Genomic DNA, 14,292 nt, shown 5'->3' with positions numbered 1-14,292 from the left:
CCAGGCTAGTCGGGCGGTGGGTCAGACGGCCGGTAGCGCGCGACCAGGGCCCGCAACTCGCGCATGGCTTGCACCGCACGCTCCTTGTCGGCGGACTGGATGGCGACCAGCGGAATGTATTCGTCGTCGGGCAGCTCCAGCCGGGCCCAGCGTTTGCCCACCGGGAAGGACACTCCGAGCACGTGCGCCCACGGGATCAGCCGGTCGCCGAGCGCGTTGCGCACCGACACCCCGGACGCGCCCGCCCGCACCCGGGCGCGCGCGAACAGCAGCAGCGAGCCGGCCACGATGATGCCCAGCACCACGACGGCCACCCGGTCATAGGTACGAAAGATCACCCCGCTGGAGCGGATCGTCAGCAGAAAGCTCACCACGACGTGGATCGCGACGATCAGGACCGCGGCGCTCCATAAGCCGATCCGCATCAGCCGCGGACGGACCTGCAGATCCCACTGCGGGGACCCCGACGGGGGCGTCACAGCGCGGCGCGAAGGTCGCGCAGGGTCAGTGCCGTGCTCAGCGCGGCGGCGGCCGCCTGGGCGCCCTTGTCCTCGGCCGAACCGGGCAGCCCGGCGCGATCCAGCGCCTGCTGCTCGTCGTTGACGGTGAGCACCCCATTGGCCACCGGTGTCGCCGCGTCCAGCGACACCCGGGTCAGACCTTGTGTCACCGCGTCACAGACATAGTCGAAATGCGGTGTGCCACCGCGGATCACCACACCCAGCGCGACGACCGCGTCGTGGTTGCGGGCCACCTCCTGGGCCACCACCGGGATCTCGATCGCACCGAGCACCCGCACCACGGTGGGGTCGGCGACGCCGGCGTCGGCGGCCACCTTGCGGGCGCCGGCCAACAGGGCGTCACAGATCCGGGTGTGCCAGGTGCTGGCCACGATCGCCAGGCGCACACCGGAGGCGTCGAGCGCCGGCATGTCCGGCACGCCGGTACCGCTCACAGTGCTCCGCCGAATTCGCCCGGCAGGTGCGCGGACTCGTCGAAGTCCTCCAGCCCGGCCAGTTCGTGGCCCATCCGGTCACGCTTGGTCATCAGGTAGCGGATGTTCTCGGCGTTGGCCCGCACCGGCAGCGGCACCCGCTCGATGATGTGCAGCCCGTAGCCGTCCAGCCCGACCCGCTTGGCCGGGTTGTTGGTGAGCAGGCGCATCGAACGGACCCCGAGGTCCACCAGGATCTGCGCCCCGATGCCGTAGTCGCGCGCGTCGGCCGGCAGCCCCAGCTTGAGGTTGGCGTCGACGGTGTCGTCGCCGGCATCCTGCAGTTGGTAGGCCTGCAACTTGTGCAGCAGCCCGATGCCGCGGCCCTCATGCCCACGCATGTAGAGCACGACGCCGCGGCCCTCGTGGGCCACCATCGCCAGCGCGGCGTCGAGCTGCGGGCCGCAGTCGCAGCGCCGCGAACCGAAGACGTCGCCGGTCAGGCACTCGGAGTGCACCCGGACCAGCACGTCGTCGCCGTCGTTGTGCGGCCCGGCGATCTCCCCGCGGACCAGCGCCACGTGCTCGACGTCCTCGTAGATGCTGGTGTAGCCGACCGCTCGGAACTCACCGTGCCGGGTCGGGATACGGGCTTCGGCGACGCGCTCGATGTGCTTCTCGTGCTTGCGGCGCCACTCGATCATGTCGGCGATGGAGATCAGCGCCAGGCCGTGCTCGTCGGCGAAGATCCGCAGCTCATCGGTCTGGGCCATCGCGCCCTCGTCCTTCTGGCTGACGATCTCGCAGATCGCGCCGGCCGGCTGCAGGCCCGCCATCCGGGCCAGGTCGACCGCTGCCTCGGTATGACCCGGCCGGCGCAGCACGCCGCCGTCCTTGGCACGCAGCGGCACCACGTGACCGGGCCGGGTGAATTCGTCGGCGGCACTGCCCGGATCGGCAAGCAGGCGCATCGTGGTCGCCCGGTCCGAAGCCGAAATCCCGGTCCCCACATTGTTCTTGGCGTCCACCGTGACGGTGTAGGCGGTGCCGTGCTTGTCTTGGTTCACCGCGTACATCGGCAGCAGGCCCAGCCGGTCGCAGATGGCGCCGTCCAACGGCACGCACAGATATCCCGAGGTGTAGCGCACCATGAACGCCACCAGTTCGGGGGTGGCCTTCTCGGCGGCGAAGATCAGGTCGCCTTCGTTCTCCCGGTCCTCGTCGTCGATGACGACGACGGCTTTACCGGCCGCGATGTCGGCAACCGCCCGCTCGACGGTGTCCAACTTCGTCATCTGTGCCACCTTGCGTTTCGCCGTCAGGGGCCGCCCGGTCGGCGCAACCCGCCCATTCAGTATGAACCACCCCGGGAGCACGGATTGCCGCGTGACTCATCAAGCGGGATTTGTCACCAGGCGTTCGACGTATTTGGCGATGACATCCACCTCGAGATTGACCAGCGTACCCACCGGGGCCCGGCCCAGCGTGGTCAGTTCCAGTGTGGTCGGGATCAACGAGACCTCGAAAAAGTGATCCGGATCACACCCCAATGCGGCGACCGTCAGCGAGACGCCGTCGACGGTGATCGAGCCCTTCTCCACCACATAGCGGGCCAACGACGCCGGCAGCGCGACCCGCACCACCTCCCAGTGCTGTGCCGGTGTGCGGGCCACCACCCGCCCGGTTCCGTCGACATGGCCCTGCACGATGTGCCCACCCAGGCGGCTGCCCAGTGCGGCCGCGCGCTCCAGGTTCACCGCTTCCCCGACCTGTAACGATCCCAGGCTGGAGCGGTCCAGCGTCTCGCGCATCACGTCGGCGGAGAACCGGCCGTCGGGCAGCACCTCGACCACGGTCAGGCACACCCCGTTGACGGCGATCGAATCACCGTGTCGGGCGTCGGAGGCCACGGTGGGGCCGTGGATGACCAGTCGCGCAGCGTCGGTCAGCTCGTCGCGGCTGACCAGCTCGCCGAGTTCCTCGACGATTCCGGTGAACATCACCTCAGGCTAGCGGTGATCGCAGGCGGGCCAAAAGGCACCGATGGGGCCTCCCCGGTGGGGTTCGGTTCACCCGAAGGCATTCGATCCACGGCCGGCTTCACCGCGCTGCGCCGAGGTTGATCGGCTCGCCGCGGCGTGGCGCCACCCCAATGCTCTTGGCGGCCAGTGCTGTTGAGCATTGGTCGCAGGCGAGTCGCGCGATGAAGTCGTGCCGGCATCGGAGGCACCGGCCGGTGATCGGCGCGGCGGGGGCCTCGAGTCGGGTTGGGAAGTCGCTGGATCGCCGGTGCCCATGAACGGGGTCCTCGCCACTCGGTGGTGTCCACGCTGCCCTGCCCCCACCCGGCGGCCTCTATACGATGTCCCCCATGCGCAGACTTCTGATTGCACTGGCCACCGCCACCACCGCCGCCGCGCTGTTCGCCGGCTGCTCCAGCAAAGACGCCGGCGGCCCGCTGCCGGACGCGACGCCCCTGGTCAAGGAGTCCGCCTCCACCACCGCCGACCTCAAGAGCGCACACCTGGCGTTGTCGGTGACCGGCCAGATCAAAAACCTGCCGGTCAAAACCCTCGAAGGCGATCTGACCAACGAGCCGACCACCGCGGCCAAGGGCAGCACGACGATCACCATGCTCGGCAGCGACGTCGACGCCAAGTTCATCGTGATCGACGGCGATCTGTACGCGGCGATCACCGGGGACGACTACGACAACTACGGCGCCGCCGAGAAGATCTACGACGTCGCCGCGATCCTGAGCCCGGACAAGGGATTGGCCAACATGCTGGCCAACCTCAACGATCCGAAATCGCAGGGGCGCGACACCATCAACGGCCACAAGACGATCCGGATCACCGGTGAGACGCCCGCCGACGCCGTGAACAAGCTCGCACCGCAGCTCAAGGCCACCGCCCCGACGCCGTGCACGGTCTGGATCTCCGAGGACGATGACCACCAGCTGGTTCAGGCCAAGCTCGACCCCAGCGCGGGTAACTCGATTCAGATGACGCTGTCGAACTGGAACGCCCCGGTCACCGTTGAGAAGCCGGCGGGAGCGTGATGCGGGTCAACCGCCGACTCGCGATCAGCGCAGGCAGCCTCGCCGTCCTGCTCGGTGCCCTCGACACCTATGTCGTGGTCACGATCATGCGCGACATCATGGCGCCGCAGCCTGCCGGTGTCGGGATCCCGATCAACAAGATCCAGCAGCTCACCCCCATCATCACCTGCTACCTGCTCGGCTACATCGCCGCGATGCCGCTGCTGGGCCGGGCCTCCGACCGCTTCGGGCGCAAACTGCTGCTGCAGGTCAGCCTGACCACCTTCGCCGTCGGTTCGGTGGTGACCGCGATGTCGACGGACCTGTCGATGCTGGTGGTGGGCCGCACCATCCAGGGCGTCGCCAGCGGCGCCCTGCTACCGGTGACCCTGGCGCTGGGCGCCGATCTGTGGTCGCGACGCAACCGGGCCGGTGTGCTCGGCGGGATCGGCGCCGCCCAGGAACTGGGCAGCGTGCTCGGTCCGCTGTACGGCATCTTCATCGTCTGGGCGCTGCGCGACTGGCGCGACGTGTTCTGGATCAACGTGCCGCTGACCGCGATCGCGATGCTGATGATCCACTTCAGCCTGCCGTCGCGGGCCGAGTCCGCAGACGACGGGACTCCGCCCGAACGCGTCGACGTGGTCGGCGGGCTGCTGTTGGCACTCGCGCTGGGCCTGGCCGTCGTCGGCCTTTACAACCCCGAGCCCAACGCCAAGCAGGCCCTGCCCGACTGGGGGCTGCCGGTGTTGGGGGCCGCCCTGGTCGCCACGGTGGCGTTCGCCGTCTGGGAGCGGTTCGCCCGCACCAAGCTGATCGACCCGACCGGGGCCCGGTTCGGGCCTTTCCTGGCTGCGTTGGGCGCCTCGGTGTGTGCCGGTGCGGCACTGATGGTGACGCTGGTCGACGTGGAGCTGTTCGGGCAGGGTGTGTTGGGAATGACCCAGAACGAAGCCGCCGGGCTGCTCCTGCGGTTTCTGATCGCGCTGCCGGTGGGCGCCATGGTGGGCGGCTGGATCGCGACCCGGGCCGGGGACCGCGCGGTGACGTTCGCCGGCCTGTTGATCGCGGCCGGCGGTTACTGGCTGATCTCGAAATGGCCGGTCGACCTGCTGGCGTATCGGCACGATTTCTTCGGGCTGTTCTCGCTGCCCGCCCTCGACACCGACCAGATGATGGCCGGCTTCGGGCTGGGCCTGGTGATCGGCCCGCTGACGTCGGCGGTGATGCGGGCCGTGCCGCCCCGCGAGCACGGCATCGCCGCATCCGGTGTGGTGGTGGCCCGGATGACGGGGATGCTGGTCGGGATGGCCGCCCTGTCGGCGTGGGGCCTGTATCGGTTCAACCAGATTCTGGCCGGCATCCCCAAGGTGCCTGGCGGCAGTCTGGCCGAGAAGATGGCCGCGACCGCGCACAACTCCAAGCTGGCGTTCGCCATGATGTACGGCGAGATCTTCGGGATCACCGCGATCGTCTGCGTGGTGGGGGCAGTGCTCGGGCTGTTCATCGGCAGCAACAAGCACTTCGCCGAGGACGCCGAACTCCCCGAGCCGGAGGCCTCCCTCTCCCGGTGAGCCGTGCCCGGCACCCGCGCGGTGCGGTTCTGCGACTGCTCGCGGGTCAAGCCACTAGTGCGGCACCAGGCTGAGCAGCAGATCCGGGCCGATCGGCTCGACGGTGTCGAACCGCCACCGCAGCGCCCGGGCGATGCTGGGCACGCCGACGTCGTCGACGGCGGTGATCGGCCCGCCCAGCAGGATCGGCGCCACATAGGCCAGGATCCGGTCGATCGCGCCGGCCCGCAGGAAGGCTCCCGCCAGCGTCGGCCCACCCTCCAGGAGCACGTCGGTGCGGTCGGACAATGCCCGCAACACCTCGGCCGGATCGTGGGTGCGGATCACCATCGTGCGCGAGTCGTCGTTGAGCACAAGCGCATCCGCGGAGATCTCGCGCTCCCCCACCACCACCCGCAGCGGCTGCCGGTCGGCCAGCGTGCCGTCGGGCAGCCGGGCGGTCAGCGTCGGATCGTCGACGAGCACGGTGCCGGTGCCCACCACGATGGCGTCGGCGGTCGCCCGGCGGCGGTGCAGATCGGCCCGGGCGGCCTCGCTGGTGATCCACTGACTGGATCCGTCGGCGGCCGCGCTGCGGCCGTCGATGCTGGTGGCGTACTTCCAGGTGACGTGCGGTAAGCCGGTGCGCTGCTTGTGCAGCCACTCCCGCAGCGGCCCGGCGATCACCGCGTCGGCCAGCACCCCGGAGCGCACCTGGACCCCGGCGGCGGCCAGTCGCGCCGCCCCGCCCGCGGCCTCGGGGTTGGGGTCGGTGACCGCGTAGACCACCTGCGCCACACCGGCGGCCAGCAGTGCGTCCACACACGGCGGGGTCCGGCCGTGGTGATTGCACGGCTCCAGCGTGACCACCACCGTGCCCCCGGCGGCCAGCTCACCGGCGCGGCGCAGCGCCACCACCTCGGCGTGCGCCTCACCGACCGGCCCTGTTCCTCCGACGCCGACCACCCGGCCGTCCCGGTCCAGGATCACGGCGCCGACCGGTGGGTTGGGGTAGGTGTTGCCCTTGACCCGCTGGCCCTGCTCGATGGCGAGCAGCATCGCGGCGTCGTGGCCGGCGGCGGCTGTTGCTGCCGGGTCGGCGGTCATGCGCGCAGATGCGGCGAGGCGGCGAGGGCTTGGCGGCGCAGCGACTCCACCGCCGCGGCCGGGTCCTCGGCGCTGTAGACGGCCGAGCCGGCGACGAAACAGTCGACGCCGGCCTCGGCGGCCTGTTCGACGGTGTCGGCGTTGATGCCGCCGTCGATCTCCACCAGGATGCTCAACTCCCCGGCATCGACCAGCTTGCGCACCGCGCGTACCTTGCCCAACACCTCGGGGATGAAGGACTGCCCGCCGAATCCCGGTTCCACCGACATCACCAGCAGGGTGTCGAAGTCCCGCAGGATCTCCAGATAGGGCTCCAGCGGGGTGCCCGGTTTGATGCTGAGCCCCGCTTTGGCGCCGGCGGCCCGGATGTCGCGGGCCACTGCGACCGGGCTGTCGGTGGCCTCGGCATGGAACGTGACGTTGTAGGCGCCCGCCTCGGCGTACGGCGGCGCCCAACGGCCCGGGTTCTCGATCATCAGGTGGCAGTCCATCGGGATGTCGGTGGCCGCCAGCAGGCTCTCCACCACCGGCAGGCCCAGCGTCAGGTTGGGCACGAAGTGGGCGTCCATCACATCGACGTGCAGCCAGTCCGCCCCCTTGACGGCGGCGGCCTCGTCGGCGAGCCGGGCGAAGTCCGCCGACAGGATCGACGGGGCGATCATGGGTCGTGACATGGGCTCAGATTACTTGTAGCGCCGCGGCGAACATGGCGTCGGTGCCGTGCCGGTGCGGCCACAGCTGCACGTGCGGGCCGTCTCCGAGCACGCCCAGACCGTCCAGGGGCGCGAACAGCGGCCGGGTGTCCAGCGCGGTCACCGGGTGGCGCCGCAGCGCATCGGCCACCACGCCGACGGTTTCGGCCAGGTGCGGCGAGCACGTCGCGTAGAGCACCACTCCCCCGCGCCGGGTCAGCCCGATCGCCGCCGCCAGCAGTTCACGCTGCAGTTTCGCCAGGACCGGGACATCGGCGGGTTGGCGCCGCCAACGTGCCTCGGGCCGGCGGCGCAGTGCACCCAGGCCGGTGCAGGGCACATCGACCAGCACCCGGTCGAACCCGGGTTCCAGGCCGGACTCTCGGCCGTCGGCGGTCAGCACCTCCACATCCAGGCCGCGGGTGTTCTCCGCGACCAGGGCGGCCCGCTGGGGGGACTGTTCCACCGCGGTCACCCGCGACCCGCTCCCGGCTGCCAGGGCGGCCAGTAGCGCGGTCTTGCCGCCAGGCCCCGCGCAGAGGTCCAGCCACCGCCCGCTGTCACCGTCCACCGGGGCCAGCGCGCACGCACGGGCCACCAGCTGGCTTCCCTCGTCCTGGACCAGGGCCTGGCCGTCGCGCACCGGCTGCAGCCGCCCGGGGTCACCGCCGGGCAGATACACCGCGTACGGCGAATACCGGCCGGGAGTGCCGTCCACGGCGGCGGCCAGTTCGGCGGCGGTCAGTATGCCCGGCCGTGCGGCCAGATGAACCTGGGGACGCTCGTCGTCGGCGGCCAGCACCGCGTCGAGTTCCCCGGCGGCCGACCCCAGGGCGTCGGCGAACGCCTGCGCGATCCAGCGCGGGTGCGCGCGAATGAACGCCGCGTGACCGATCGGGTCGGCGGTCGCGTCCGGCGCGAGCTCCGCGGTCCAGGAGGCTTCATCGCGGGTACTGATGGTGCGGAGCACCCCGTTGACGAATCCTGCTCGCGCCGAATCGAATTCGATGGCGGCCTGCTCGACCGTGGTGGACACCGCGGCGTGCGCGTCGACCCGGGTACGCAGTAGCTGATAGGCGCCCAGGCGAAGCAGGTCCAGCAGCACCGGGTTGATCGCCTCCGGCGAACGCTGCGCCGCCGCTGCGATGATCGCGTCGAGCAGCCCGCGGGCCCGGCAGGTTCCGTAGGTCAGTTCGGTGGCGAAAGCGGCGTCGCGGCCGCTGATCCCGCGTTCGGACAGCAACGCCGGCAGCGCCAGGTTGGCGTAGGCGTCGCGTTGCGAGACCGCCTGCAGCACGTCGAACGCGGCGCGCCGCGCCGGATCCAGCGGTTTACGGCGCGGTTTGCGCGGCCCACCGGCGGGTCGCTGCGGATGACGGGGCGGGCGGGTCATGACGCCCGCACATACGAGTCGAGCCGGGCACCGCGCGCCCAGTCGGCGGCGTTCATGAGTTTCTTTCCGGGCGGCTGGATCTGGCCCAGCCGAACCGGCGCCGATCCGGTGCCGATCCAGACGTCGCGCCGGTCGGCGTGAATGTCCCCGGGCGCCAGGCTTTCCGGACCGTCGGCAGCGATGACCACCGGACCGAGCTTGACGCGCAGGTCACCGATCTGCGTCCAGGCCCCCGGATGCGGGGTGACGGCACGGATGCGGCGTTCGATCACCGCGGCGGGCAGGTCCCAGCGCACCCGCGCATCGTCGACGCTGATCTTCGGGGCGTAGCTGACCCCGTCACGCGACTGCGGCACCGGGGTCAGCGCGCCGTCGGCGATCCCGTCGAGGGTGGCCGTCAGCAGTTCGGCGCCCGAGACCGCCAACCGGCCCAGCAGCTCACCGGCGGTGTCATCGGGCCGGATCGTCTCGGTGACGACGCCGTATACCGGCCCGGAGTCGAGGTCCGGCTCGATCGCGAACGTGGTCGCCCCGGTGACCTCGTCACCGGCGGAGATGGCCGCCTGCACCGGACCGGCACCCCGCCAGGCCGGCAGCAACGAGAAGTGCAGGTTGACCCAGCCCTGCGGCGGCCCTGCGGCGGCACCGCCAACAACCCGTCGCGCAGCAGCGCTCCGTAGGCGACCACCGGGCAGCACTCCGGTGCGAGTCCGGCCAGCTCCGCAACGAACTCGGCGGAGTTCGGCTTGTCCGGGCGAAGCACCGGGATGTCGTGGTCGAGGGCGAGTCGCGCCACCGGAGACGGCTGCGGGTGTCCCCGCCGGCCGGATGCCGCGTCAGGTCGGGTGAGTACCGCGACCACCTCGTGACGGGGTGAGTCGATCAGCCGTTGCAACGACGGCAACGCGGTGTCCGGGGTGCCGGCGAAGACGATGCGCACCGGCACAGTTTAGGGAAGTCGCGGGGCGCCGCGACCGCTACCGCACGCCGTGATCGCGCGGCTGGATCGCGGCGCGCCACAACTCACGGGCTGCCCGCACGCAGTGATCGAGTGGTTGCGAGGTGTCGATGCGATGCGCGGTGTCCCATTCGAAGTCTTCGGCGGTCAGCGCGGCGGCGATCTGCGGTGTCGCATCGGAATTGCCCGGCGCCCTGTTTCTGATTCGGTCGGCGGCGACATCAGCCGGTGCCACACAGAGGATCTCGGCGATCGCCGCGTGTGTGTCGGCGGACAGCCGGTGGGCCTGGGCGCGGAACTTCGCGTCGCGCCAGGTTCCGTCGAGGACGACCGAACGGCCGTCAGCCAGGCACATCCCCGCCCGTTGCTGCATGGCCCGGTAGACCGCCGCGATGTTGTCGGCGGTGTAGAGCCCCGCGCCGAGGGTGCCCGGCTCGCCGCTGAGCTGCCCGGCGCTGCGCAATTCCCGACGCACATCGTCGGTGGACACCACCACCGCACCGACCTGTTCGGCGAGCTTTCTGGCCAGGGTCGACTTTCCGGTTCCGGGACCGCCGCCGACGAGCACCAGCCGAACCGCGCCACTTTCCAAATGGTTCAGGGCGATGGCAAGATGCGCAGCCGCGGCCGCCCCGGCCCGCGGCCTGCCCTGCGTCAGCCGCACGCAGTCCACTTTGGCCCGCACCACCGCACGGTAGGCGATGTAGAAAGCCCGCAGCGACGACGGCGCGCTGTCGCCCGAACGCGCCGCATAGCGGTCCAGGAAGTAGTCGGCCAGGTCCCTGCGCCCGAGAAATTCCAGATCCATTGCCAGGAAGGCGGCGTCATCGATCCGGTCGATGTAGCGCAGTTCGTCGCTGAACTCCAGGCAGTCCAGCAGCACCGGCCGTTCGTCGGCCCAGAAGATGTCGTCGGCGAGCAGGTCGGCATGGCCGTCGACGATGCACCCCTCCTCGACCCGGTGTGAGAACAAACGCGCCCGGCCGGCGACGTATCGGGCGGCGAGGTCCCGCACACGCCGCACGGTCTCGGACGGCACAGCGGTGTCGGCGTGACGGAGCAGCGTGGGGAAATTGTCATCCCACCGCCGCTGGATCGCCTCGGGCTCACCCTGCGCATTGATGCGCCGGTCGCGCTGCGCTCGATCATGGAAATCGGCCAGTAGGTCAGCGATGCCGTCGAGTACATGTTCGACGGGCTCGCCGCGCTTCACCATCGAAGCCAGTCGGTCGTCGTCGTGATAGCGCCGCATCACGATGATCGGTTCGGGAGCCGCACCGGCGGGGTCGCTCAGATGCGCGATCCCGAAATAGCTCTCGGGACAAAGGCGGCTGTTCAGCTCTACTTCACGCGCGCATGCCTGTTCGCGCTGCTCGGCCGTGCGGAAATCGAGGAAGTCGGTCTGCACCGGCTTCTTGGCCTTGTAGGCCCGATCGCCGGCTACAACGACCACGCCGGTGTGCGTTTCGTAGGCCTGGATGTAGGGCGGCACCTCCGGTGCGCTCATGTCGCCGGGTGTCGCGGACTCCATGGCATCCAGTGTTCACCCTCGCGGCCACGTCCCCGAGCGGTCAAGCGACCGCACTTTCTTTGCCGCGGGTCATTTCTCGGACGGCCGTGGGCGCACGACGATCACCGGGACCCCCGCGGCGTGTACCACGGCGGAGCTGACCGACCCCAGCAGTTGACTGGCGAACCCGCCGCGGCCGCGACTGCCGACGACCACCAGCTGAGCGTGCTCGGCCGCTTGGACCAGCCAGCGGGCGGGCTGGTCACAGACCACCCTCCGCTCGACGGACACATCGGGATATTGCTCTTGGTAACCCGCGAGGCGTTCTGCCAGGATCTCCTGTCCCTGGCGTTCGTAGTCGCCGCGGTCCATGTTGAGGATCGGCAGGACGCCGACGTCGCTCCAGGCGTGCAAGGCCACCAGCGGCGCTCCGCGGCGGGAGGCTTCGTCGAACGCCAGTGCCGTCGCCGTCTCCGACGCGGGCGACCCGTCGATTCCCACCACCACGGGCGCATCTTTCGCATAATCCCGGTCGGTGCGGATGACCGCGACCGGGCCGTACCCGTGGTGAATCAGGCTTGTGCTCACCGAGCCCAGCAGCAGCCGGCCGATGGCGCCCAGGCCCGTGGAGCCGACGACCGTCATCCAACTGCCCTTGGTGGCACCGATCAAGGTGGCGACAGCCTGGGAATAGGCCACCTCGCTGTGCACCTGGGGCGGCGCCGCGCCGTCCCGGCTGGCCTCGATCACGTTGCAGGCACGCGCGAGGATCTCCTGCGCAGCGTCGGCCTGCCAGCGAGGCATGCCGTCGACCAACGGCCCGGGCGGCCATCCGGTCTCCAACGGCGTCACCACGTGCAGCAAGGTGATCGGCAAGGTGCGCATGATCGCCTCTTGCGTCGCCCAGGCCACCGCGGCGTCGGATTCAGGCGATCCATCGACACCCACCACGATTCCGGTTGTCGTCCCGATCTGTGACATCGTGCGGCCCTCCAACCAACGCGATCGCCCGGCCGGCCCGCCGGCGGGCTCCTCTTTAGAAGTTACTGCGGGATCGAACTTTCGGCAGGGGTCGTTGGACCTCAACCGGTGAGCCGATGGCCCCGTCACCGCGACACATCTACCCGCGGCGGCCGGAATCCGGGGCAGTACCGACCGGGGAGCGGGCCCAATGGCGCGGCCCGAAGTACCAACGACCCTTCCGCGGACCTCGGAGTCGCGCCATCATGGAGGGCAGGTGGAGATCGGAGGCCGAGATGTCTGCCGCGATGGTGGCGACCGAGACCGTCAAGGACGCGGTACGGGCGGCATGCCGTGCCCCGTCGCTGCACAACATCCAGCCGTGGCGGTGGGTGTTCGACGGCGCTGTGCTGCAGTTGTTCCTCGACTCGAGCCGGGTGCTGCCGACCGACCGGGCCGGGCGTGAGGCGATCATCGGTTGCGGCGCGGCACTGGACCACTTCCGGGTGGCCATGTGCTCGGCAGGCCTGCGCTCCGACGTCGAGCGGTTTCCCAATCCCAACGATCCCGACCACCTCGCGTCGATCCGAGTCGCCCGGATGGCCTACGTCACCGATGGACACCGCCGCAGGGCAGCAGCGATCTGGGAACGCCGCAGCGACCGATTACCACTGCAGTCTCCGGCGGACTGGGAACTGTTCGAACCCGTACTGCGCAACCGCCTCGGCCATCATGACGTGCACCTGGATGTGTTGGGCGAGGACGCCCGGCCGCGCCTGGTGCAGGCATCACAACTCGCGGAGTCGTTACGGCTCTACGATTCCACCTACCACGCCGAATTACGCCGTTGGACAGTGCCGTTCGAGGAATCCGCGGGTATTCCCTACAGCGCCTTGGCGACGGCGAGCGAAGGCGGCCGGATGGATATCGGCCGGAAGTTTCCGGCCGTCCACCATGCCGAACGACGAAATCGGATCCAACAGGATCAGTCGACGATCGTGGTGCTGTCCACCGACAGTGACACCCGCAGAGCCGCATTGACGACCGGCGAAGCGCTCTCGGCGGTCCTGCTGGAATGCACGATGGCCGGTCTGGCGACCTGCCCGCTGACCCACCTCACCGAGGTACAGGTCGCCCGGGAGATCGTCGAGACGCTGGTGGGCGGCGACGCGGTGCCCCAGGTGCTGATCCGGATCGGACACGCTCCCGCGACGGATGAGCCACCACCCCGCACGCCGCGGCGCCCGCTCGACGACGTGCTGGAGCTGCCGGGGGGATGAGGGGCTGTCGTCATGCGTGAGCGGTGCTCCTCATCCCCGCATGTGGTCGTCGGTGTCGACGGGTCACGCGCAGCGGCGCAAGCCGTCATGTGGGCCCTCGACGAGGCCGTCGACCGCGATATTCCGCTGTTGCTGGTGTACGCGCTCGACGACACCGATGACGTCGCGGCCGCCGAGAGCAAGATCCGTGGCGCGATCAGCGCGGTCGAATCGACCGGTAAACCGGCCAGACTGGAGGCCGAGATCGTGCGTCGACCCCCGGCCACCGCACTGTTGGAGGCCTCCCGATCGGCGGCCATGGTGTGCGTCGGCTCCATCGGATTCAAACACGCCAGCCGCGGCCGTATCGGATCCACCGCGGCGGCGTTGGCGGTCTCGGCGCATTGCCCGGTGGCGGTCGTGCCACGACGCGCCCGCCCCGAGCCGGACGGGACCGGGCTGGTGCTCGCTGTCGTGGACGGTTCGTCGGGCAGCGACGCCGTCCTTGAACAAGGCGTCGCCGAAGCGCGGCTGCGTTCGGCGCCGTTGCGCGTGTTCACACTGCAGGACACCCGCCGCGGCGGCCCCGATGACCCCGGCCCGGCGCTGGATCGGCGGGTTGCCGCGGAACTCGAGAACCGGGTGGCCCGCTGGCGGGCAGATCAGCCGGATCTCGACGTCGAATCGGTCCGTGACCACAATGGTCTGCTCAATTACCTGGAGCACCTGCTCCGCGCCGCCACCCCCGTTCAGCTGATCGTCGTCGATCCACAGCGGCCCGGTCCGGCGGATGTGCTGCTGGGACCACCCGGGCGTACCGCCCTGGAAGCCTCCGGCTGCACCCTGATGTTCTGCGATCGAAGGTGCTGGCTGTGATCCGGCCGCC

At 70.1% G+C, this 14,292-nt stretch carries 13 protein-coding genes and 1 pseudogene; 4 read left to right on the top strand and 10 right to left on the bottom strand.

All coding sequences use genetic code 11. The annotated features are described in order from the left end of the window. Positions 1-5: 5 nt before the first annotated feature. The 4 genes from G6N23_RS09180 to G6N23_RS09165 form a co-directional block, all read right to left on the bottom strand. Positions 6-479 carry a PH domain-containing protein gene (locus G6N23_RS09180; RefSeq protein WP_085259559.1) on the bottom strand — a complete coding sequence of 158 codons (474 nt, stop codon included), beginning with the start codon at positions 477-479 and terminating at the stop codon, positions 6-8. Beyond that, positions 476-931: a 6,7-dimethyl-8-ribityllumazine synthase gene (gene ribH, locus G6N23_RS09175; protein WP_085259623.1), complete on the bottom strand. Its 456-nt coding sequence runs from the start codon at positions 929-931 to the stop codon at positions 476-478. The genes G6N23_RS09180 and ribH overlap by 4 nt, the downstream gene beginning before the upstream one ends. Positions 932-951: 20 nt before the next feature. Then, a complete protein-coding gene (locus G6N23_RS09170) occupies positions 952-2,229 on the bottom strand; it encodes a bifunctional 3,4-dihydroxy-2-butanone-4-phosphate synthase/GTP cyclohydrolase II (protein WP_085259624.1) in 1,278 nt (425 codons plus the stop codon). Between the two features lie 99 nt (positions 2,230-2,328). Continuing rightward, complete coding sequence (locus G6N23_RS09165; RefSeq protein WP_085259560.1) at positions 2,329-2,934, bottom strand: riboflavin synthase; 606 nt, start codon at positions 2,932-2,934, stop codon at positions 2,329-2,331. Between the two features lie 362 nt (positions 2,935-3,296). Here G6N23_RS09165 and G6N23_RS09160 point away from each other — a divergent pair, with 362 nt between their 5' ends. After that, positions 3,297-3,995, top strand: a complete 699-nt coding sequence (locus G6N23_RS09160) for an LppX_LprAFG lipoprotein (RefSeq protein WP_085259561.1) — start codon at positions 3,297-3,299, stop codon at positions 3,993-3,995. Next, on the top strand, positions 3,995-5,548 hold the full coding sequence (locus G6N23_RS09155) for an MFS transporter (protein ID WP_085259562.1): 1,554 nt from the start codon (positions 3,995-3,997) through the stop codon (positions 5,546-5,548). The genes G6N23_RS09160 and G6N23_RS09155 overlap by 1 nt, the downstream gene beginning before the upstream one ends. A 54-nt stretch (positions 5,549-5,602) precedes the next feature. On the opposite strand, the gene ribD is transcribed toward G6N23_RS09155, so the two are convergent. The 6 genes and pseudogenes from ribD to G6N23_RS09125 form a co-directional block, all read right to left on the bottom strand. Beyond that, entirely contained in the window at positions 5,603-6,634 is a 1,032-nt protein-coding gene (gene ribD, locus G6N23_RS09150; RefSeq protein WP_085259563.1) for a bifunctional diaminohydroxyphosphoribosylaminopyrimidine deaminase/5-amino-6-(5-phosphoribosylamino)uracil reductase RibD, read from the bottom strand. Continuing rightward, positions 6,631-7,308 carry a ribulose-phosphate 3-epimerase gene (rpe, locus tag G6N23_RS09145; RefSeq protein ID WP_173675025.1) on the bottom strand — a complete coding sequence of 226 codons (678 nt, stop codon included), beginning with the start codon at positions 7,306-7,308 and terminating at the stop codon, positions 6,631-6,633. The genes ribD and rpe overlap by 4 nt, the downstream gene beginning before the upstream one ends. Before the next feature lie 4 nt (positions 7,309-7,312). Beyond that, positions 7,313-8,719 carry an RsmB/NOP family class I SAM-dependent RNA methyltransferase gene (locus tag G6N23_RS09140; protein ID WP_085259565.1) on the bottom strand — a complete coding sequence of 469 codons (1,407 nt, stop codon included), beginning with the start codon at positions 8,717-8,719 and terminating at the stop codon, positions 7,313-7,315. Continuing rightward, a pseudogene (gene fmt, locus G6N23_RS09135) lies at positions 8,716-9,659 on the bottom strand (methionyl-tRNA formyltransferase). Before fmt ends, G6N23_RS09140 begins: the two are co-directional and overlap by 4 nt. 37 nt (positions 9,660-9,696) lie before the next feature. Then, complete coding sequence (locus tag G6N23_RS09130; RefSeq protein ID WP_085259566.1) at positions 9,697-11,208, bottom strand: bifunctional aminoglycoside phosphotransferase/ATP-binding protein; 1,512 nt, start codon at positions 11,206-11,208, stop codon at positions 9,697-9,699. A 69-nt stretch (positions 11,209-11,277) separates the two neighbouring features. Next, a complete protein-coding gene (locus G6N23_RS09125; protein ID WP_085259567.1) occupies positions 11,278-12,168 on the bottom strand; it encodes a universal stress protein in 891 nt (296 codons plus the stop codon). A gap of 275 nt (positions 12,169-12,443) precedes the next feature. Here G6N23_RS09125 and G6N23_RS09120 point away from each other — a divergent pair, with 275 nt between their 5' ends. Further along, positions 12,444-13,427, top strand: a complete 984-nt coding sequence (locus G6N23_RS09120; RefSeq protein WP_085259568.1) for an Acg family FMN-binding oxidoreductase — start codon at positions 12,444-12,446, stop codon at positions 13,425-13,427. 12 nt (positions 13,428-13,439) lie between these two features. Next, complete coding sequence (locus G6N23_RS09115; protein ID WP_085259569.1) at positions 13,440-14,282, top strand: universal stress protein; 843 nt, start codon at positions 13,440-13,442, stop codon at positions 14,280-14,282. Positions 14,283-14,292: the final 10 nt, after the last annotated feature.

This window comes from Mycolicibacter terrae (assembly GCF_010727125.1).
Taxonomy (GTDB): domain Bacteria; phylum Actinomycetota; class Actinomycetes; order Mycobacteriales; family Mycobacteriaceae; genus Mycobacterium; species Mycobacterium terrae.
This window is presented reverse-complemented; position numbering and strand designations above follow the sequence as displayed.

Coding starts and splice junctions, on each gene's coding strand:
- ribH (WP_085259623.1), bottom strand. CDS start 931: ATGCCGGCGCTCGACGCCTCCGGTGTGCGCCTGGCGATCGTGGCCAGC.
- G6N23_RS09170 (WP_085259624.1), bottom strand. CDS start 2,229: ATGACGAAGTTGGACACCGTCGAGCGGGCGGTTGCCGACATCGCGGCC.
- G6N23_RS09165 (WP_085259560.1), bottom strand. CDS start 2,934: ATGTTCACCGGAATCGTCGAGGAACTCGGCGAGCTGGTCAGCCGCGAC.
- G6N23_RS09160 (WP_085259561.1), top strand. CDS start 3,297: ATGTCCCCCATGCGCAGACTTCTGATTGCACTGGCCACCGCCACCACC.
- G6N23_RS09155 (WP_085259562.1), top strand. CDS start 3,995: ATGCGGGTCAACCGCCGACTCGCGATCAGCGCAGGCAGCCTCGCCGTC.
- ribD (WP_085259563.1), bottom strand. CDS start 6,634: ATGACCGCCGACCCGGCAGCAACAGCCGCCGCCGGCCACGACGCCGCG.
- rpe (WP_173675025.1), bottom strand. CDS start 7,308: ATGTCACGACCCATGATCGCCCCGTCGATCCTGTCGGCGGACTTCGCC.
- G6N23_RS09140 (WP_085259565.1), bottom strand. CDS start 8,719: ATGACCCGCCCGCCCCGTCATCCGCAGCGACCCGCCGGTGGGCCGCGC.
- G6N23_RS09130 (WP_085259566.1), bottom strand. CDS start 11,208: ATGGAGTCCGCGACACCCGGCGACATGAGCGCACCGGAGGTGCCGCCC.
- G6N23_RS09125 (WP_085259567.1), bottom strand. CDS start 12,168: ATGTCACAGATCGGGACGACAACCGGAATCGTGGTGGGTGTCGATGGA.
- G6N23_RS09120 (WP_085259568.1), top strand. CDS start 12,444: ATGTCTGCCGCGATGGTGGCGACCGAGACCGTCAAGGACGCGGTACGG.
- G6N23_RS09115 (WP_085259569.1), top strand. CDS start 13,440: ATGCGTGAGCGGTGCTCCTCATCCCCGCATGTGGTCGTCGGTGTCGAC.